Below are 19,536 nucleotides of genomic sequence, written 5' to 3' on the forward strand. Positions count from 1 at the left end.
AATTTTTTTTACACGGTTTTCACATGAGCCTGTTTGCGGTCAATGTCCGCAGCAGGCTCTTCCTTTTTTGTTCTTTTCTACGCTCTCTTTTGAGGGCGTTTTTTCTGTTTCTGTAGAAAACGGATATGTCTGAGCCCTTGCCCCATAAGGCTTTGACCTATTCCCATAAAGCAATCCGTAGAAAATAAAACTGTCACACAGTCCTTGGCGCCCTGGATGTACATATGCTGACTGTATTCACCTAATAAAAGCTGCATGGCTTCAAAGTATGAGTCTGCGATCTGTTTCAGCTCATCATCGTATTTGGGATGATCCTTTAACAGTATTGATGCCTCCAGTTGCTGTTTCATAGCATCTCGGACATCGGCATTGGATTCCGCCAGCTCTGCAAATGCCGCATTGAGCCGATCATCCACTGCTCCAGCTCCGCATCATTCAAATCCCCTTGTATCTGGCATTCAGCCACACCCATTAGCTTGTTCCCAACTTGCTCCACTGTGAAAAAGAGGGACTTGACTTTCTGACTTACGCTGTCATCCCCGTGATAATATTTCATGAGTCCGCATTCCGTTTCCTCCGGCGTCCGCTCCTTGAGGATGGCGGCAAGGATTTGGTCGTGACTACTGTGAATCCTCTGCATATCTGTTCTTAGGCAGTCACCCTCGGAGCTGTAGCAGGCGAGGGATATGGGCAGTTGCCATAGCTCTTAAACGGGCCGTGGGGTCGTTCGTCAGGCGGTATTCTGCCTGTTGTTATGATGGCATCCGAATCATAACAAGCTGGTTTTTTATTTTTCTTGTAATGCACTAACATAATTTCCTCCCTTCTGAAAAACAAAAAAAGTCGGAGAATTGAAGCGCATTCTGCACTCCGATTCTCCGGCTTTTTAACTGAATTTTGGTTTAAGCTGTTGAATTTTGCGGAAATATAGTTTTTGCAAGTTATACCTTATAAAAATATACGATTTGGCTTGAATTTAATCCGTATCCGTGATAATATATATCTCGAATATTGCAAAGGAGGTCTTTCATCTATGATTAGTCGAGAGTTATATATGAGCCGCATCCGTCCTTTTATCGGAAATGAGCTTATTAAAGTTTTAACCGGCATCCGCCGCAGCGGAAAGTCCGTCATGCTGGATTTGATCCAGCGAGAACTGGTCGCCTCCGGTGTGAATGAGGATCAGTTTATTTCTATCAATTTTGAAAATATGAGCAACGCACACCTTTGTTTTGCCGAGGCATTACATGAGGAGGTCACTCGGCGGGTAAATGGCATCTCTGAGAAAGCATATCTTTTTTTCGATGAGATTCAGGAAGTCGTTGGCTGGGAAAAGTGCATCAATTCCTTTCGGGTTGAATTTAATTGTGATATCTATATCACCGGCTCAAACGCAAAGCTGCTTTCGGGAGAACTGGCCACATATCTTGCCGGACGATATGTGGAGTTTGTTATCTATCCCTTTTCCTTCGGAGAGTTTTCGGAGCTGTATCATACCGTTTTTCCTAATTCCGATTCGAGAGCGATGTTTACCCAGTACCTTACCGATGGCGGGATGCCGTACTTGAGCAACCTCCGCTATGCCGAGCAGCCGAGCCGTCAGTATCTGGAAGACCTTTATAATTCCGTCGTTCTGAAAGATATCGTAAAACGCAACAACATCCGGGATGTCGATTTGCTAGAGCGTATCATCGCATACATTACGGCAAACATCGGGACCACTTTCTCCGCCACGGCGATTTCAAAATATCTTAAAAGCGAGGGACGTACTGTTGCTCCGGAGACCATCCTCAACTACATCAAGGCTTGCGAGGATGCTTTTCTGTTCTATCGTGTTCGTAGACAGGACTTGCAGGGTAAGAAGATTCTCACTGTCAACGAAAAATACTATATTGCCGACCACGGAATTAGAGAGGCTGTTTTCGGCGGGAATATGAAGGACATCAACCTTATTTTTGAGAATATCGTGTATATGGAACTCCTGCGGCGGGGGTATAAGGTCACCGTTGGAAAGGCAGGAGAAAAAGAGATTGATTTTATTGCTGAAAAGCAAACGCAAAAGCTCTACGTTCAGGTAGCTTATTTGTTGGCATCCGAGGAAACCATCCAGCGTGAATTCGGAGCATATGATACGGTCAGGGACAACTTCCCCAAGTATGTTGTGTCCTATGATGAATTTGATATGAGCAGGAATGGACTAAAGCATATGAATATCCGTGAGTTCTTATTGTCTAAGCAATGGAATTGAGTCTCTGCTCCTTCCTTTTAAATAAGAAAATGCCTGTCATGGTTTACTTGCCATGACGGGCATTTGTTTTTCTACTGTCCAGCCTGTTGCGGTTCCCCTTAAAATTTTCGTATCAGACTCATGTGCTTATTTGATTTCTGAGTGATGCGGTGGGCTTTGGTTGCCATGTATTCGATCAGGCAGTCTTTGGATATCAGGTATTTGTTGTAGTACCACACCCCGAATAATTTCTTTTTGGCTATCCATTCTGACACTGTGGTTTATGTTTTTATAAATGCCAGGAAACTAAAGTATCTTAAGGTTATTTCGCTGGTCATTTTTCTACGCTTTTTCTACACTTTGCTCTGAAAACCGTTAAATTCGGGGGGCGAGCCAAAGCGTGGTAAATTCATGGTTTTCGCCCGAAAAGCCTTGATTCATGCGGGTTTGTGGGATTTTAAGGCATCTCAAAGTTACCTTGATAATCTCATTGAAACTTGCCCTCAAATAACTCGAAATCAGTTTGGGAGCAATCCCACGCGGGTTTGAATCCCGCCCTCTCCGCCACATTAAAGTCATGTATGAGGATTTGAACTTATACATGACTTTTTATTTTATCTGTGTTAAGCTTGAAGGAGGATCATTTATATAATTAGGAAGAGAGGTAAAAGGATGAATCATAAGTTGAAAACAATTATCAAAGCAACTGTACTTATCATTATTGCAATATGGATTATTGATAAAGTACCTTTTGATAAAAATATAAATCAACAAATTACTGCCAATATTTATGAGAATGGTGTTGTAATTGGTCAGACAACGCTGGTGATGAATGGTAAAAAAAGCAACTACTTGTTTAGGCAAGAAGAAGGGTTTGCCGGAGAATTTTTAATTCCGCATGCCGAAAAAACCGATAGAGGGGATTTGAAAACATATATTAACTGGAATGCTGAAGATAACATACAATCTATCAGCTATTTTTACAAAGGCAGCATTAAATTAGCACAAGACATGGGGATTGTTCCTTATATGCTTATTAATAATAGTATGACAAAATTTGCAATCATGCTCACAGATCATACAGTTATTGCCACATCAGATGAGTTGTATAAGCTGTATATTAAACATATTACATGGTATAGTGATACTAAAGGCACATCTATCGAGGCGGTAAATGAAATTCCTGAAATTGATTAAGTATTAATCGCCTGATTATGGAGATGAAATAAATGCAGATTATTAACATATAATCTGAAAGAATGATAAATCGGAAGTTGTGGGAGATAAAGACAAATTTTACAAGAAAAATGTTAAAGCATATAAATTACGGGTATAGAGTTAATATGAGATTATCATACAGTATGTCTCATAAAAAATTACAGAAAGGAAGAATATATTATGAATGGAATTTTTAACATCTTTACCTCCCTTGTTCCGGTAGGCCTGTGGTCTGTGATAAAAGCTGCTGCTATTCTTGTGCTTGCATTTGTCGTAGCCACATTTATAAAAAAGATTGCACTGAAATTATTGGACAAAATTCACTTAGGAAAGAAATTGAGCGATGATGAGGCTGAAAAGATAAATGGCTTTGTCGGAAATTTAATTTATTTACTTGCATTTTTGCTTTTCGTTCCGGATATTTTTTCTTCTCTTGGAATGAGCAGCATTTCCGCACCAATTACAGGACTGCTCAATACCATTTTAGGATATATCCCCAATATTTTAGCAGCTTCAATTATACTTATCGTAGGATTACTGGTAGCCAGATTGGTTCGTCAGCTATTGATTCCGGTATTTGATAAAATCAAGGTGGACAAGCTTCAGGAGAAGGTTGGTGTGGATGTGCCGGAGACAGCAAAATTGTCTTCTACTCTTGCGTACATTGTCTATGTACTGATTCTTATTCCGGTTATTATTACGGCATTGAATGCGTTGAACATAGAAGCCATTTCACAACCGGCAATAGGAACTCTTAACGATATCATCAACTTTATACCTAATATCGTTGTAGGGCTCATCATAATTGTTGTGGGCTTCATGATAGGGAAATTCGGCGGTCAGATTGTTGAGAAGCTTGTGGCTGCGTCCGGTTTGGATGCAAAGCTTACTTCTGTGTTAGATGGAAGGATGAAGAATTTCTTGATTTCAAAATCTGTTGGTATTGTAGTACAGGTTGTAATTACAATTTTCTTTGTAGTTGAAGGTATAAACATTCTGAACCTGCAGGTTCTCACTAACGCAGGCGCAGCTATAATAGGCTATATGCCTAATGCGTTGGCGGCAGTACTGATATTAGCCGGAAGTATCCTGTTAAGCTCTGTGGCGGCAAGGTTTTTAGAGAAGTACAGCCATACATATGCAATAATCGTTAAGTGTGCTATTATGACTATAGGAAGCTTTATGATACTTAGTCAGTTAGGCATTGCCAACACATTGGTTAATGCGGCTTTCATTCTTCTTATAGGTGCTCTTGCAGTAGCATTTGCTGTTGCATTCGGATTGGGCGGCAGAGCCTTTGCCGGCAATGTACTTAAACGTCTTGAGGAAAGGACCTTTAATAAAGATTCTGAGGAAAAATAGTAAATTTAAATAGATATCTCATTTTGGAGAAAATCAAGGATTATAGAAAAGTAAGAGGAGAGCGGTTTCCTCCTTTTACTTTTTATTTTTTTGAATGGGTAATACACATCCATCCACCAGATAATTTTTACCTATGAAAAATATAAAGACAGCAGGCAGCAGATACAGGCAGGCTCCCGCAAAGAACATACCCGGTTCAGTATTGAGCATACTTTCCAAATGTACAGACAGTGGTTGCTTGTGAATTGATTTTATCAATACCACTGCTTGATCTATGACATTCCAATATTCAGCAAATGTCAAGACGAAGAGGGAGATAACAGCCGGTTTCAAGCTAGGCGAAACAATATGGCAAAATACCTGAATTTCAGAAGCGCCACTTGACTGTGCCGCTTCAATGCATTCTTTTGGAAATCCTTTCAGATGCTGTCTAATCCAAAATGTCCCTAACGGATTGAAAATTCCCGGAAGAATGATGGAAGCATGACAAGCAAGTCAAATTCCTTCACCGTTAAAAGGACAGGCTGATCATCTTTTTTCACGATTCTTTGAATAATGTCTATTTTTACATTGTCGATTTCAAACAATGTTTTTCCTTTGCCTACCCTGCGCAGAACAGATTCTACCCGAGCTATCATCTCCTCTGTTTCAAAAGGCTTAACAATATAATCATCAGCTCCCATATGCAGTCCTTTTACACGGTCTTTTAAACTGCCCTTGGCAGTGATAAAAATAACAGGTGTAGACATTGGTTCAATATATTTAATCAACTCATATCCGTCAATTTCAGGCAGCATTATGTCCAGAAGAATAAGGTCATATGTATTCTCTTCAATCAAGTCGGCAGCAATTTTTCCATTGTGAGCAACTGTACAATCATATCCCATCCTGATTAAATTGATGGCAATTAACTCGGATATCGAAGTTTGGTCTTCAACAATTAGAACTTTAATCATAAGGCAACTCCCTTTATATGCCCCCAAATTGGTAAATCAACAACAATAATTATTTTATGTCAAGTGCTTTGGAACGGAGGATGTACTGTTGCTTATTTCTCTCATTTTTTTGTCATAAATATTCTGAGCTATTTTTTCTGTTTGTTCAATCAGCCACATATAAGTGGTTGTGCCTTCTGAATAATCTGCTTCGGCATACATATCAATTCTTCCGTTGCTGCGCAATTCCTCAACTTGCTTAAACTGTTCTTTATTATTGCTTGGATATACGGCAAATGTCTTTCCGCCGTACTGCTTGATTACCGAAAAAGCAGGAATGTCACTGGGACCGTCTGCTATATAAATCATATTTTCAAAAGGAATACGTCTGAATTTTTCATTTACTCTTGAATTAACATCAATCTGCAATTCTTTAATGTTAGTACCTTTGTTAATTTCAAAAAGCGCTCTTGTTTTAGTTGTATTATCTATAGTATATCCTATTTGGCAAATTTCTTTTTCCGGTCCTGTATTATTACATACGTTCTTTTGAGATTCATTTCTTTCTGCGTCCTGTTCATCGCATAGCAGTTCAGATGCTTTAACATCTTCTATAAATTCGCAGCCCCAGATATCCTTAAAATAACCGATTATTGATGAGCCTCTTATAATTTGTGCCATACCCGTACTTACAATATAATGCTCTACAGCAATATTAAAATGATTGAAATTTTCGTTAGTATGTATGTTTTTATTAATGGCTTCAAAAATATCAGGTATCCCATTATAATATTTGAGCTTCTTACCGTAACTTAAAAGCTTCTCGTTATTAAGACCCTTGAATATTCCTTGCTTTGTGCATGTAATAAAATGGTTTAAATAAATTGTATCCGGGTTAACCTTAATACCCTGTTTCTTGTAATATTCTTTTAATTGATTGGTTTCATTCCAAAACTCACTTGAATCTATACCGTAATCCTCAAATATGGGCGTCTGCATATATTCGCTTATAAGCGTCTTATCAAAATCCCATATAACCGCAATAATGTTTTGCTCCATTCAGCCCTCCAAAATAGATTTCATATAGTTTTAAAAATCCCGGGATTTTTACATAACCAATTCATATATGTTCAATTCACTGTTTATTCTTAATTTTGATATAATCGGTACTATCCTCGTAAAATGTTCTGTCTTCATGTGAGCGTCCAATGCTTCCTGACTTTCCCATTCTTCAATCATGGTTAATACCGAACTGTTTTTTACGTCTCTGAATAAGCTGTAGGAAATACATCCGTCTTCCTTCCTTGTTTCGAAAACGAGCTCCTTATAAAGTTCAATGGCTTCTTCAGCCTTGCCGTCTAAATATGTACCCTTTGCAACTACTTTAATCATATTAATTCCTCCATATATTAATGTTTAAATTTGTGGACATTCCTTCTATCCTTCAAGACGTATCCGGTTAAAGAGAGGTGTGTCTCCTTTCCTATTTCAATTTGTGGACATTCCTCCTATCCCTCAAAGACTTACCCTGTCAAAGAGAGGTGTGTCCCCTTTCCTCATACTGTAATTTATATAACTTGTAATAAATACCACGCTCAGCTAACAGCTCCTGATGAGTGCCTTCTTCTCTTACCTCGCCTTTGTGCATCACTATTATTTTATCAGAGTTTTGAATTGTAGACAACCTGTGTGCAACAATCAATGTTGTCCTGTTTTTCATTATTTTCCTTAAAGCATCCTGTATCAGAACCTCGGTTTCCGTATCAATGTTTGCCGTTGCTTCGTCGAGTATAAGTATGTCAGGCTTAAAAGCAAGTGTTCTCGCAAAAGAAATTAACTGTCTCTGACCTGACGAAAATGCTGTTCCGTTTTCTATTACGTGTTCGTCGTATTTATTTTTCAATCTTGATATAAAGTTATCGGCATTTACGTATTTTGACGCTTCAAATATTTCTTCGTCGGTTATATTTTCATTTTTTAACCTTATATTGCTTTTTATATCTCCTGAAAATAAAAATACATCCTGAAGCATCTGACCGATATTTTTTCTTAAATCTGAAATTCTGATATCCCTTATATTAATTCCATCAATTAATATTTCACCCTTTTGTATGTCGTAATATCTGCATATTAAGCTCTGAATGGTTGTCTTCCCAGCTCCCGTCGCTCCCACAAAAGCTATACTTTCTCCGGGATTTACCTTAAACGAAACATCCTTCAATATCCATTCATCTTCTTTGTACGAGAACCATACGTTTTTAAATTCTATGCTTCCCCTGAACTCATCCATTTCCACCGGATTTTCGCTTTCCTTTATTTCCTGATCTTCGTCCAGAAGATCAAATATTCTTTCGGATGCAGCGGCAGCGGATTGGATGATATTAAGCTGCTCGGCCAGTTCCTGTATAGGCTCAAAGAATTTACTTATGTATCTTTGGAACACAACTATGGTTCCGATTGAAATTATTCCCTCAAGAACCATTTTCCCGCCGAACCAAATCAGTATTGATGTTGCTGTTATATTCATAAGAAAGTTTGTGGGTGTATATATACTGAATGTAAAAAGCTGCTTCATATGTTCATTTCTAAGCTTTTCATTTTCATTTTTAAACTTATCTAATACCTCGTTTTCAACGGCAAATATCTGTACTATTTTCATTCCGGACACGTGCTCGGAAACAAAAGCATTTAAGCCGGAAATTTTACTTCTGATATTTCTGTGAATTTTCATGGAAACATTTTGAAAAATAAAAGTAAAAAGCATTATGAAAGGTATAACCGTGAATGTGTAAAGTGACAGTCTCAGGTTATATGAAATCATTGTAATTATTATACCCACCAGCACAAAGCAGCTTTTTAAAACATTGACTATTACGCTGGTATACATTTCATTAAGAGCTTCTGTATCGTTGGTTACTCTAGTTACCAGCTTACCTATGGGGCTCTTGGTAAAGAAGCTTAGCGACAATTTGCTCAAATTAGCGAAAACCTCCATCCTGATATTATAAATTATTTTTTGTCCCGCAAAGCTTAGTATCAATGCCTGTGCATAGTTCAGAAAAAATATAATTATGACTGTTAATAAATATATGCCTCCGATTTTAACAACACCCTCTATATCCTGTGTTCTGTCTAAGAGCACAGGGTTTCCTTTGCTACCGTATTGAGATAAAAATGTATCGACTGCATCGCCCAATAAAACAGGCTGGTAAAGCTCTAATACAACTATTACCAAAATAATTGCTATCGCTGAAATAAAGTATAATAGATATGGCTTAGCATATCTTAACAACCTTTTATATAAATTTTTATCGTATTTTTTTGAATTATTTTCCATTGTCCTATTCCTGTTCGTTAAGCATTTTTTCCAGCAATTGTTTTTCATAAATTGAATGATAAAGACCCTTGTTTTTCAGAAGCTCCTCGTGCGTCCCTGATTCGGTTATTTTACCTTCATCCAAAACAATAATCAGGTCGGAATCCTGAATTGTTGAAATTCTGTGGGCTATTATGATATTAGTTTTATCACTTCGCAACTCTTTTAAGTATCGAAGTATCCTTTCCTCCGTATCAGTATCTACGGCAGAAACAGAATCATCAAGTATAAGTATATCCGGTTCCTTAATCAGGGCTCTTGCTATGGATATGCGTTGCTTTTGACCTCCGGACAAGGAAACACCCTTTTCTCCTACGACGGTATTATAACCATCCTTAAATTCCGCTATATTGTCGTGAACGACTGCCTGCTCTGCTGACGCTCTTATTTTATCTATATTAGACTCTCTTAGTCCAAAATCAATGTTGTTTGCAATTGTCTCCGAAAATAAGAAGTTGTCCTGAGGAACATAGCCGATACTTTTTCTGAGTAAATTCAGAGGAATATTTAAAATGTCAGTTCCGTCTATGTAAATGGAACCTTTGTCAGGGTCAAATATCCTCAGCAGTAAATTGGTCAGGGTGGTTTTTCCGCTGCCTGTCCTGCCAATAATCCCTAATGTTTGTCCCTTTCTTACCTCAAAGCTTATATTTTGCAAGACGTAATTGTCTGTGTCCGGATATTTATAATTTAAGCTGTCAAATTTTATATGTCCCTCTATACGGTCAACTACTGAAGTATTTTCATTATCCTTTATTTCAACAGGTTCATTCAATATATCCTCGATTCTTGACAGCGAAGCAGCACCTCGTGAAAAAATATTAATGGTTATACCGATTGCTATCATCGGCCAGACAAGCATACCTAAGTATGCAATAAAGGCAGTAAATTCGCCTAAGCTTATTTTAGCTGTAATAGTAAGATAACCTCCGTAGCCGATTGTAACCGCCAATGCTAATCCTGAAATTAACTGCATGAAGGGATGCATAATAGATTGCAGCTTCATTAATTTTATATTTTTTTCGTAGTTATTTCTGTTTTCCTTTTTAAATGCATCAATGAATTTATCCTCCTGAACGAAGGATTTAATTACCTTTATGCCTGAAAGATTTTCCTGTACAAAATCTGACAAGGTTGCAAAAGCTTCCTGCCTTTTTGCAAATCTGCTAAACATTTCTTTTCCTGCAAACCTTACGGTCACGGCAATCAGCATAAGAGGTACGACTGCAGCCAATGTAAGAAGGGGGTCAATTTCTGTTACCATGTTAAACAGTGTTATGGTTCCCAGTGCTATTACATCAAACAATGTCAAAATGCCATGGGCTAATGCCAAACGTACTGCCTCCAAATCATTTGTCATATATGCCATTACTTCGCCGGGGCTGTGCTTCTGATAATATTTCGCGGACATTTTTTCGAGATGAGCAAACATGTCATTTCTTATATCTCTTTCGATGCTTCTGCCTGTACCATAAATAAAATATCTCCACACCATTCTGCCTGCATACATAATGCCTGCAATAGTGAAAAGTAAAATGATTGCCGACCTTATTGCAGACAGTTCAATGCTTTGCTGCTCAATTCCATCTATTACTTCACCAACAATAATAGGAACTCTCGTTTGGGCAATATCAACTATTAAAAGTGCAATTATGCCTAAAATATAATTAAGTGAGTATTTTTTGAAATATCCTCTTATATACTTGCTTTTTGTAAATCCGTTGGCTTTATTATGTTTTTCTGCAAAATCCATTGTAGTCTCCTCAAAGTTCGTATCTATTCCATTATACTCTTTTCTCGAAAAAATAACAGAACTTTATTTATGAATCTGACCGTGTCATCCTGAGCGATAGCGAAGGAGCTCATCTTTTGAAATTCCGAGATTCTCAGTCTCGTTCACAAGGATATTTAATAGGGCTAGGACTTCTTTCAGGCTGCGCCTTAGAATGATACAGTCGGCTATTTTCATAGAGATGACAAATCAGAAGTGTATTACGTAAGCGATTTGCATATTTAAAAATTTTTTTTTATATTTTTTTAAAATAACTATTGACAAATTAAATTTCCCCACATATAATTGAATAAAAATTATGAATTATGTATAATTTAATGATTGGAAGAGTAAATTGAATTTTAACTTCAGCGAGTCGGAACAGAGTGCGAGTCCGATAGTTGTGTTTAATTGAAAAGAGCCCATGAAGAGATTCTCAGAATTAACAGTATGAGGATACGGTTAAATACCGTTAAAATGCAGAGTAAGCAATTGCTTAGAAAAAGAGTGGTACCGCGGTGTAATCATCGGCTCTTTGCTAGGCAATTTTTTGTGGAAAAAATAAATAATTATTCATTTATAAAATTAATTTTAAATTTGGAGGCATATGAAATGGAAAAAGAAAAAGTAGTATTGGCATATTCGGGTGGTTTGGATACATCAATTATAATTCCCTGGTTAAAAGAAAATTATAATGATTTAGATATCATTGCGTGCTGCGTGAATGTAGGTCAGGAAGATGATATGGAATTTGTAAAGAAAAAAGCATTATCATCGGGAGCAAGCAAGGTATATATAGAAAATGTAGTCAATGAATTCGTTGAAGAATATGTTTATAAGGGTATTAAAGCAAATGCTGTTTACGAAGGTAAATATCTTCTCGGTACTGCATTTGCAAGACCTTTAATTGCTAAAAAATTAGTTGAAACAGCACACAAAGAAGGTGCAAAATACATCGCTCACGGCTGTACGGGAAAAGGCAACGATCAGGTTCGTCTTGAAACGGCAATAGCGGCCTTGGACCCCACTATTCAGATTATAGCTCCATGGCGTATTTGGGATATCGGTTCGAGAGAAGAAGCAATTGATTATGCACAATCAAAAAATATAGATTTAAACGGAATTACAAAAGAAAAAATATATTCGAGGGATCAAAATATTCTTCACATAAGCCATGAAGGCGGTATGCTTGAAAATCCCGGTCTTGAACCCGATTATGACGAAATATTGATGATGACGAATACTATTGAAAAAACTCCGGACTTAGCCGAATATATTGAAATTGAATTTAAAGAAGGAATACCTGTAAAATTAAATTCTAAAAAGCTGAATGGGGAGGAAATGCTTAAAAGCTTAAATAAAATAGGCGGAACTCACGGTATAGGTGTTATAGATCTGTTAGAAAACAGATTGGTAGGTATGAAATCAAGAGGCATTTACGAAACGCCGGGAGGAACATTGCTTATTGAAGCTCATAAATATCTGGAAAGCTTCGTACTGGAAAAAGATACGGCACATTTTAAAGATATGATGTCTCAGAAATATGCTGAGCTGGTATATAATGCTATGTGGTTTTCAGGTCTGAAAGATGCTTTTGATGCGTTTGTAGATTCCACACAAAAGTCGGTTACCGGAAAAGTAAAATTGAAGCTGTACAAGGGTACAATCAAATTTGCCGGCATGGTATCGGAAAATGCATTGTACAATGAATCTATTTCATCATTCAGTACGGGAGAACTATATGACCAGAAAGATGCAACAGGATTTATTCATCTTTACAGCCTGCCGTATAAGATTCAAGCGCTTAATAAATTGAACAACGCTTCAACAACGGAAGTAACGTATAGCTTTAAGGAATAAGATAAAAATTTGTTTTACAGGCTGATAATATCCGATCCGTACTATGCATCCGGAAGATGGAAAAGAAAATCAGAAAAGCTGCTTAATAATATAATTATTGAATAAAATACTGACATAAAAAATGAGATCCCTTGTTACGCTCAGGATGACAACCCTGTCATTCCGAGTGCAACGAGGAATCTCATCTTTTATTGTATGAAATCCATCGCTTTCACTTACAGTATAAGCGACCGACACCAAATCAGAGATTTGGGTCGTCTGCTTATTTTAAATTATCTAATACCTTTTTAATTTTAGCCGGTGCAACTCTGCATTTATCCTCTGCAACCGCACATACGGCAAATCTTAGACCCTTTTTCAGTGCTACTACAAACAGATTTTCTTTAATCAATTCAGCAGATGCTTCCTTTGCATTATCGCAAGGAATACTTACGAAAAATCCATCTCTGTAAGGTAATATATCTAAGCCGCATTCCTTAGCGCCTTCAACAAATGCATTGGCGCGATTTCTAAGCATAGTTTTGTATTTGTTAACCTCTTCTTCATATACCTTTTTCTTTGCAGGATCCTTCGCAATGTTGGTCATAACCGACATTGCGCCTCTTGTTCCGTTTGACCAGTTAGCTCTGTTGGCATGCATACACGAATAATAGAATTCGTTAACTATTTCTTCTTTGGAAGAAATACCGATTGCTGCACCGGATCTCATTCCATACATCGTGTAACCCTTTGACATGCTGTATGCAATAACTACAAATATGTTTTCAGGTAAATTGGAAAATTTAGAGAAGAATTTTCTTCTTTCAGAACCAACACCTGCATAATCGATATAAGCAACGTCAACCAATAGAATTATTTTGTTTTCCGGGTCCTTGGCATTTTCTTTTGCAATATTTAAAACTTCATCCCACTCTTCATCAGATAGGCTGTATCCTGTCGGGTTATTAGCCGGTGTATTTAATACAGTCACCAATCTCTTTTGTTTTTTTAATAAATCTTCAAACTTTTCTTTGAATGAACTTATGTTAAATTCACCTTTCTCATTGAAGAATTCAAAATTTGTAACCTTTCTTCCGAATTCTTCGGAAATTGTTACGTAAGGTGACCAGAACCAATCACATACCAATATTGATTCCCCTTCATTTGTGTAATTCCATATAGCATGTCTTACCGCTCCTGTTCCTCCGGGAGTCGCTACTGCTTTTATGTAAGCTTCAGGTCTGTATTCTTTAAAGCATGCAGTCTGAACTGCATCCAAGAAATCCTCTTGACCTGCAACCTGTGCATATGCCGCTATCTGTGCATTCGGCAATGACTTCAATTCGTTGAATACCGTATCAAGACATATCAGATTACCGTCATCATCAACCAATGCTCCAAGTGTTGAGTCAATAACATTGTCTTTTCCGTATGTATCAATTGCTTGTTTTGCCTTAGCCGCCAAACCAAATATTGCATCATTTTCTTCCGGCCATTTGGCATGAGCTGCAACCATATTCAAACCCATATATATCACCTCGTTTTTCTTTAATTCTAACAAAATAAAAAATATAAGTCAATATATATAAAATAAACAGTTGACAAGATTAGACAAGTTGGTTATTATATAAAAGTTATTATTTATGATCCATTAGCTCAGCTGGCAGAGCACTTGACTTTTAATCAAGGTGTCCGGCGTTCGAATCGCCGATGGATCACCATTACAAACGACATTTGACGCTTCTTTTGACGTTGGATGTTGTTTTTTTTTGCAAATTATCCTTTATTCACTCCGTTGCAAATTACTTCATTCAATAGGTATTCGCTTGTAATTCAACGCTTTCAGTGTGGTCAATCCCCTCTGAAAAAATTAATTGTTGCGTGACTATTGAGGCGAACAACAATTAATTTAGTTATACTACATTTTTCTACAAATTTTTCACTCTTTACATTGTATATTAATTGGGACAGAAATTAAGAAAATATTGGTAAAGGGGATACGATGTTAAGCGAAGAAATGCAAATTGTTGCAAGAGAAGAAATTCCAAGAATGGCATCTGATAGCGAAGAGATGTACAAAATGCATGAAATGCAGGAATTAGCGAAAAGACAAAGTGAAAAAATGGCCGCCTTGGGCCAGCTGGCAGGTGGTATTGCACATGATTTCAACAATCAATTAATGAGCATAATAGGCAATGCTACCATGATTCAAAAGACGGATGATTTGGATAAAATAAAAGAATATGCCGAAAGAATCATCCACATATCACAGAACTCCGCTAACTTGACAAGAAAAATATTGATGTTTGCAAAAAAGGAGAGCAGTACTAACAAACCAATCAATTTAAAAAAGGTGATGGATGAAACCTACAGGATGGTAGAATCCATAATCAGCTCAGAATTTGAAGTACAATACAATTACGGAGCTGAAGACAAAATTATACTTGGAGATGAAGCACAAATTGAGAATTTATTAGTCAATCTGATATTAAATTCCAAGGATGCGGTAGAAAATCAGTTTGGCAAAATTCAAGTAGGTACCGTTGACACGGTTGTTTTTTCTCCGATGGTGTTAAGCCATGGAGAAATATTAAAACCGGGGAAGTACATTACAATTTATGTTGAGGATAATGGTGTCGGCATCAGTGAAGATGTGTTCATGAAAATATTTGAGCCGTATTTCACAACTAAAGAAAAGTCAAACGGAACCGGATTAGGTCTTTCCGTTGTTTTCGGGACAGTAAAGTCTCATTCCGGTTTTTTAGACGTAAAGAGTAATGTAAATAGCGGAACAAGATTTGAAATTTTTCTTCCGGTACATTCAAAAAAGCAAATTATAAAAAGATCTAAGATTGAATTTAAGAGTAATCTGATTATGCTTGTGGATGATGATGAACATGTATTGGACGTAGAAGCAGAGCTTCTGGAGGATTTAGGCTATGAAGTAGTTAAATTCAACAAACCCTTAGATGCGTTGGACTACTACTCGCAGAATCATAGGGCAATTGCTTTTTCGGTAATAGATTTATGTATGCCCATAATGACCGGTAAGCAGCTCTTTGAAAAAATGAGGCAGATTAATAAAACTACAAGAGCATTTTTTATAACCGGTTACGCAAAACAGGCAGATTATGAAGAGTTGACTAAAAGAGGTTCCATAATAATTGAAAAACCATTTACATGTGAAGATTTATCTACACAAATAGCGAAGATATATATGTAAGAATGAGTTTAAAACTATAACAGCGAAGAGAATAGATGTTATAGTTTTTTTTATGAATTGACCCACTATCCATTTTTCTGCAACATAACTACGTATTCAACTTTGTTAAGATAACTTAACAAAATTTAACCCACTTTCTTTTGACAATTATTAAATTTTTGATAGAATGTAAAAGAAATTAACAGTCAGATACATGGCAATGATAACAGGAGGAAAAATGGATATAAATGATTATGTGTACAAAGAGCCACATCCTTTCGGCGATATATCAATTATTGCTATGAAAGGCTGTGAAGAAATTGCATCAAAGATAGACTACTATTTAAAGGCTTGGAGACAAGACAATAACGGGGTCATATATTCAGAGGATTATCAGCAGGAAAAGACATTTTTGCTTGATGCTGTTTGTCCGAGATTCGGATCAGGCGAAGCAAAGGGTGTGATTAATGAGACAGTCAGAGGTAAGGATATATATATCATAGTAGACGTTTTTAATTACGGAGTAACCTTTAAAATGTATGGTATGGAAGTACCGATGAGTCCGGATGATCATTATCAGGACTTGAAAAGAATAATTGCTGCCATGAACGGTAAGGCAAAGCGTATAACAGTTATTATGCCGATGCTTTATGAAGGCAGACAGCACAAGAGAGCTACCAGAGAGTCTCTTGATTGCGCATTGGCGTTGCAGGAGCTTACATCCATGGGAGTAGAAAATATAATATCATTTGATATTCATGACCCGAGGGTTCAAAATGCCATACCATTACACGGATTTGAAGATTTTCATCCTCATTATCAGATGATAAAAGCCTTTGTAAGAGCTTTTCCGGATTCCAAAATAGATAGAAATCATATGATGATTATTTCTCCGGATGAAGGCGGAATGTCGAGATGTATCTATTATTCGTCCGTTATGGAATTAGATCTCGGTATGTTCTATAAAAGAAGAGATTATTCAGTAATAATTAACGGTAAAAATCCTGTTATTAACCATGAGTTTTTAGGCGATAACGTAGAAGGCAAGGACGTTATAGTAGTTGATGATATGATTGCATCAGGCGATTCAATGATTGACGTTGCCAAAAAGCTTAAAGAAAGAAAAGCAAGAAATGTATATGTTTTTTCTGCCTTTGGTTTATTTACCGAAGGATTTGCTAAATTTGACAAGGCTTACGAAGAAGGAACTATTACAAAAATATTTACTACGAACCTGATATACAGAAGACCTGAATTAATCACTAAGCCTTGGTATATAGAAGTAGATATGTCTAAATATATTGCAAATATCGTAGATACACTTAATTATGACAGATCGTTAAGCGAATTGCTGGATCCTGTACAAAAAATCAAAAAACTACTAAAAAAATGCTAATAAAAACAAAATGTCTGTTTTTTAAACAGGCATTTATTTTAATGTTAATTTAAGGAACAAAAAAATTGAAATAAATATGGTTGTATGTTATAATTTTTATCATTAAATCGTTGAATGACGGGCATGACCCTTATTGAACTAAAATTATAATATAATAAATGCATTTATTGAACAGGAGGATAAGATGGGGTTCAGAATGGATATTGGAATCGACCTTGGAACTGCAAGCGTGTTGGTATACATCAAGGGCAAAGGTATAGTGATTAATGAACCTTCTGTTGTTGCAATTGATATCAATACCAATAAAATACTTGAGGTTGGTGAAGAAGCAAGAAAAATGCTGGGACGTACACCCGGAAACATCGTTGCCATCAGACCGTTGAGAGATGGTGTTATATCTGACTTTGACATAACAGAAAAAATGTTGAAATACTTTATCAAAAAGGCAGTAGGAAATTCAATTATGAAGCCGAGAGTAATAATTTGCGTTCCAAGCGGTGTTACCGAGGTTGAGAAAAGAGCAGTTTTAGAGGCAAGCATGAATGCGGGAGCTAAAAAGACATACTTAATCGAAGAGCCGGTGGCGGCAGCAATCGGTGCAGGACTTGATATTACAAAACCATCGGGACATATGATTATAGATATGGGCGGTGGTACAACAGACATAGCAGTTATATCCCTTGGAGGAATCGTTGTAAGCAGATCGATAAAGGTTGCGGGAGATAAATGTGACGATGCCATCGTAAGATACGTAAGAAAGAAATACAATGTTATGATCGGGCTTAGGAGTGCGGAAGAGCTTAAAATGAGCATAGGAGCTGCATTCCCTGCCGACGAAGAAATGTATATGGAGGTAAGGGGAAGGAATCTCGTAACAGGACTTCCGGTTAACTTAACTATTTCCACCTCAGATATGCTTGAAGCATTAGAAGAAACCATAACGTCCATAGCAGATGCAGTTCATTCCGTACTGGAAAAAACGCCACCGGAATTGGCCGCGGATATCAGCGAAAAAGGTATTATAATGACAGGCGGCGGATGCCTTATTAAGGGTATGGATAAGCTGCTTGAAAAAAGAACCGGCTTAGCTGTCCATATCGCTGAGGATGCTGTTTCATGTGTTGCAAAGGGTACGGGACAGAGTCTTGAGCACATGGATGTATTGAAGGATTCTTTGATTACAGACAATATAAAAACAAATTACGGATCACTTTAAAAACAAATATTGTAAGAATATAAACAATAGTCAATAGGTTATTTAATCTATTGATTATTGTTTCCATATCAATTAAATATATTGACGGCTATGACCGTGAAATAGAATAAATAGAGGTTAAAAATGAAAATTAAAAAGGCAATTATACCTGCAGCAGGGCTGGGCACAAGATTTTTACCGGCCACCAAGTCAATTCCAAAAGAAATGCTGCCAATTGTAGATAAGCCCACAATTCAATATATTGTAGAGGAAGTTATAGGATCCGGCATAGAAGACGTATTAATTATAACAGGCAGAAACAAGGGTTCTATAGAAGAGCATTTCGACAGAGCCGTTGAGCTCGAAAACAATCTGCGGCAAACAAATAAAGAGGAGCTTTTAGAAGAAATAAGAAAAATTTCTCAGATGATTAATATCCATACAGTGAGACAAAAAAGCCCTCTAGGCCTCGGTCACGCAGTATACTGTGCAAAATCATTTGTAGGTGACGAACCCTTTGCTGTTTTATTGGGCGATGACATTGTGGATTCACAAAAGCCGTGTTTAAAACAGATGATTGAAGTATACGATGAATATAATTCAACAATTTTAGGAGTTCAGTCTGTAGCACGAGGGGATGTCGGCAAGTACGGAATAGTGTCGGGACAAAAAATCAACGATAAAGTTTATTCCGTCAGTGATCTTGTGGAAAAACCTGATGTTGACAAAGCACCTTCCGATATAGCGATACTCGGAAGGTATATTATCACCCCCAAAATTTTTGAAATTCTTGAAAATACCGGTAAAGGGGTAGGGGGAGAAATACAGCTTACCGATGCATTAAAAAAACTGTGTGAATTAGAAAAGGTTTATGCGTATATATTTGAAGGCAGAAGGTATGATGTGGGCAGTAAAATAGGTTTTCTTGAAGCAACCGTTGATTTTGCACTTAAAAGGGAAGAATTGAGAGACAGCTTTAAGAACTATTTAAAGGGTATTAATTTAAATTAGGGAG

General features: G+C 36.9%; 17 protein-coding genes, 1 tRNA gene and 1 other annotated feature. Of the genes, 9 read left to right on the forward strand and 9 right to left on the reverse strand.

The genetic code is table 11. From position 1 onward, the window contains the following. Positions 1-77: 77 nt before the first annotated feature. Both HZF24_RS18905 and HZF24_RS03355 read right to left on the reverse strand, forming a co-directional pair. Entirely contained in the window at positions 78-350 is a 273-nt protein-coding gene (locus tag HZF24_RS18905; RefSeq protein WP_246345941.1) for a hypothetical protein, read from the reverse strand. Positions 351-648: 298 nt separating this feature from the next. After that, entirely contained in the window at positions 649-813 is a 165-nt protein-coding gene (locus HZF24_RS03355) for a hypothetical protein (protein WP_246345942.1), read from the reverse strand. Positions 814-1,033: 220 nt separating this feature from the next. On the opposite strand from HZF24_RS03355, the gene HZF24_RS03360 reads away from it, so the two are divergent. From HZF24_RS03360 to HZF24_RS03370, 3 genes are all read left to right on the forward strand, one after another. Beyond that, on the forward strand, positions 1,034-2,248 hold the full coding sequence (locus HZF24_RS03360; RefSeq protein WP_179236862.1) for an ATP-binding protein: 1,215 nt from the start codon (positions 1,034-1,036) through the stop codon (positions 2,246-2,248). Between the two features lie 651 nt (positions 2,249-2,899). Further along, positions 2,900-3,424, forward strand: coding sequence for a hypothetical protein (locus tag HZF24_RS03365; RefSeq protein ID WP_179236863.1), 525 nt, complete (start codon positions 2,900-2,902; stop codon positions 3,422-3,424). A 201-nt stretch (positions 3,425-3,625) separates the two neighbouring features. Next, the gene (locus HZF24_RS03370) at positions 3,626-4,807 is read left to right on the forward strand and encodes a mechanosensitive ion channel (RefSeq protein ID WP_179236864.1); all 1,182 of its coding nucleotides are present in this window, start codon (positions 3,626-3,628) and stop codon (positions 4,805-4,807) included. Positions 4,808-4,882: 75 nt separating this feature from the next. Here HZF24_RS03370 and HZF24_RS19425 read toward each other — a convergent pair whose 3' ends face one another. The 6 genes from HZF24_RS19425 to HZF24_RS03400 form a co-directional block, all read right to left on the reverse strand. After that, positions 4,883-5,284, reverse strand: coding sequence for an ABC transporter permease subunit (locus tag HZF24_RS19425; RefSeq protein WP_179237139.1), 402 nt, complete (start codon positions 5,282-5,284; stop codon positions 4,883-4,885). Further along, positions 5,254-5,763, reverse strand: coding sequence for a response regulator transcription factor (locus HZF24_RS03380; protein WP_218835244.1), 510 nt, complete (start codon positions 5,761-5,763; stop codon positions 5,254-5,256). Before HZF24_RS03380 ends, HZF24_RS19425 begins: the two co-directional genes overlap by 31 nt. 54 nt (positions 5,764-5,817) lie before the next feature. Continuing rightward, positions 5,818-6,801, reverse strand: a complete 984-nt coding sequence (locus HZF24_RS03385; protein ID WP_179236865.1) for a haloacid dehalogenase-like hydrolase — start codon at positions 6,799-6,801, stop codon at positions 5,818-5,820. Between the two features lie 48 nt (positions 6,802-6,849). Then, positions 6,850-7,134 carry a putative quinol monooxygenase gene (locus HZF24_RS03390; protein WP_179236866.1) on the reverse strand — a complete coding sequence of 95 codons (285 nt, stop codon included), beginning with the start codon at positions 7,132-7,134 and terminating at the stop codon, positions 6,850-6,852. A 139-nt stretch (positions 7,135-7,273) separates the two neighbouring features. Beyond that, entirely contained in the window at positions 7,274-9,079 is a 1,806-nt protein-coding gene (locus HZF24_RS03395; RefSeq protein ID WP_179236867.1) for an ABC transporter ATP-binding protein, read from the reverse strand. A gap of 4 nt (positions 9,080-9,083) precedes the next feature. Further along, positions 9,084-10,871: an ABC transporter ATP-binding protein gene (locus HZF24_RS03400; protein WP_179236868.1), complete on the reverse strand. Its 1,788-nt coding sequence runs from the start codon at positions 10,869-10,871 to the stop codon at positions 9,084-9,086. Between the two features lie 347 nt (positions 10,872-11,218). Next, positions 11,219-11,427: a binding site (T-box leader), on the forward strand. Between the two features lie 74 nt (positions 11,428-11,501). On the opposite strand from HZF24_RS03400, the gene HZF24_RS03405 reads away from it, so the two are divergent. Continuing rightward, entirely contained in the window at positions 11,502-12,749 is a 1,248-nt protein-coding gene (locus tag HZF24_RS03405) for an argininosuccinate synthase (protein ID WP_179236869.1), read from the forward strand. Between the two features lie 262 nt (positions 12,750-13,011). On the opposite strand, the gene HZF24_RS03410 is transcribed toward HZF24_RS03405, so the two are convergent. Next, positions 13,012-14,256 (reverse strand): pyridoxal phosphate-dependent aminotransferase, encoded by a 1,245-nt coding sequence (locus tag HZF24_RS03410; RefSeq protein ID WP_179236870.1) that lies wholly within the window; start codon positions 14,254-14,256, stop codon positions 13,012-13,014. A 117-nt stretch (positions 14,257-14,373) separates the two neighbouring features. Here HZF24_RS03410 and HZF24_RS03415 point away from each other — a divergent pair. The 5 genes from HZF24_RS03415 (at position 14,374) to galU (ending at position 19,532) form a co-directional block, all read left to right on the forward strand. Continuing rightward, a tRNA-Lys gene (locus HZF24_RS03415) sits at positions 14,374-14,449 on the forward strand. A 281-nt stretch (positions 14,450-14,730) separates the two neighbouring features. Then, complete coding sequence (locus HZF24_RS03420) at positions 14,731-15,951, forward strand: hybrid sensor histidine kinase/response regulator (RefSeq protein ID WP_179236871.1); 1,221 nt, start codon at positions 14,731-14,733, stop codon at positions 15,949-15,951. Between the two features lie 217 nt (positions 15,952-16,168). Next, positions 16,169-17,326, forward strand: a complete 1,158-nt coding sequence (locus tag HZF24_RS03425; RefSeq protein WP_179236872.1) for a ribose-phosphate pyrophosphokinase — start codon at positions 16,169-16,171, stop codon at positions 17,324-17,326. 184 nt (positions 17,327-17,510) lie between these two features. Beyond that, the gene (gene mreB / locus HZF24_RS03430) at positions 17,511-18,542 is read left to right on the forward strand and encodes a rod shape-determining protein (RefSeq protein WP_179236873.1); all 1,032 of its coding nucleotides are present in this window, start codon (positions 17,511-17,513) and stop codon (positions 18,540-18,542) included. A gap of 123 nt (positions 18,543-18,665) precedes the next feature. Then, the gene (gene galU, locus HZF24_RS03435) at positions 18,666-19,532 is read left to right on the forward strand and encodes a UTP--glucose-1-phosphate uridylyltransferase GalU (protein ID WP_179236874.1); all 867 of its coding nucleotides are present in this window, start codon (positions 18,666-18,668) and stop codon (positions 19,530-19,532) included. The last annotated feature ends 4 nt before the right edge of the window (positions 19,533-19,536 follow it).

It is taken from the genome of Sedimentibacter hydroxybenzoicus DSM 7310, assembly GCF_013403245.1.
Lineage (GTDB): Bacteria > Bacillota > Clostridia > Tissierellales > Sedimentibacteraceae > Sedimentibacter > Sedimentibacter hydroxybenzoicus.

Excerpts from the sequence above, each read along its gene's own strand:
- HZF24_RS18905 (WP_246345941.1), bottom strand. The coding sequence starts at position 350 with ATGAAACAGCAACTGGAGGCATCAATACTGTTAAAGGATCATCCCAAA.
- HZF24_RS03355 (WP_246345942.1), bottom strand. The coding sequence starts at position 813 with ATGTTAGTGCATTACAAGAAAAATAAAAAACCAGCTTGTTATGATTCG.
- HZF24_RS03360 (WP_179236862.1), top strand. The coding sequence starts at position 1,034 with ATGATTAGTCGAGAGTTATATATGAGCCGCATCCGTCCTTTTATCGGA.
- HZF24_RS03365 (WP_179236863.1), top strand. The coding sequence starts at position 2,900 with ATGAATCATAAGTTGAAAACAATTATCAAAGCAACTGTACTTATCATT.
- HZF24_RS03370 (WP_179236864.1), top strand. The coding sequence starts at position 3,626 with ATGAATGGAATTTTTAACATCTTTACCTCCCTTGTTCCGGTAGGCCTG.
- HZF24_RS03380 (WP_218835244.1), bottom strand. The coding sequence starts at position 5,763 with ATGATTAAAGTTCTAATTGTTGAAGACCAAACTTCGATATCCGAGTTA.
- HZF24_RS03385 (WP_179236865.1), bottom strand. The coding sequence starts at position 6,801 with ATGGAGCAAAACATTATTGCGGTTATATGGGATTTTGATAAGACGCTT.
- HZF24_RS03390 (WP_179236866.1), bottom strand. The coding sequence starts at position 7,134 with ATGATTAAAGTAGTTGCAAAGGGTACATATTTAGACGGCAAGGCTGAA.
- HZF24_RS03395 (WP_179236867.1), bottom strand. The coding sequence starts at position 9,079 with ATGGAAAATAATTCAAAAAAATACGATAAAAATTTATATAAAAGGTTG.
- HZF24_RS03400 (WP_179236868.1), bottom strand. The coding sequence starts at position 10,871 with ATGGATTTTGCAGAAAAACATAATAAAGCCAACGGATTTACAAAAAGC.
- HZF24_RS03405 (WP_179236869.1), top strand. The coding sequence starts at position 11,502 with ATGGAAAAAGAAAAAGTAGTATTGGCATATTCGGGTGGTTTGGATACA.
- HZF24_RS03410 (WP_179236870.1), bottom strand. The coding sequence starts at position 14,256 with ATGGGTTTGAATATGGTTGCAGCTCATGCCAAATGGCCGGAAGAAAAT.
- HZF24_RS03420 (WP_179236871.1), top strand. The coding sequence starts at position 14,731 with ATGTTAAGCGAAGAAATGCAAATTGTTGCAAGAGAAGAAATTCCAAGA.
- HZF24_RS03425 (WP_179236872.1), top strand. The coding sequence starts at position 16,169 with ATGGATATAAATGATTATGTGTACAAAGAGCCACATCCTTTCGGCGAT.
- mreB (WP_179236873.1), top strand. The coding sequence starts at position 17,511 with ATGGGGTTCAGAATGGATATTGGAATCGACCTTGGAACTGCAAGCGTG.
- galU (WP_179236874.1), top strand. The coding sequence starts at position 18,666 with ATGAAAATTAAAAAGGCAATTATACCTGCAGCAGGGCTGGGCACAAGA.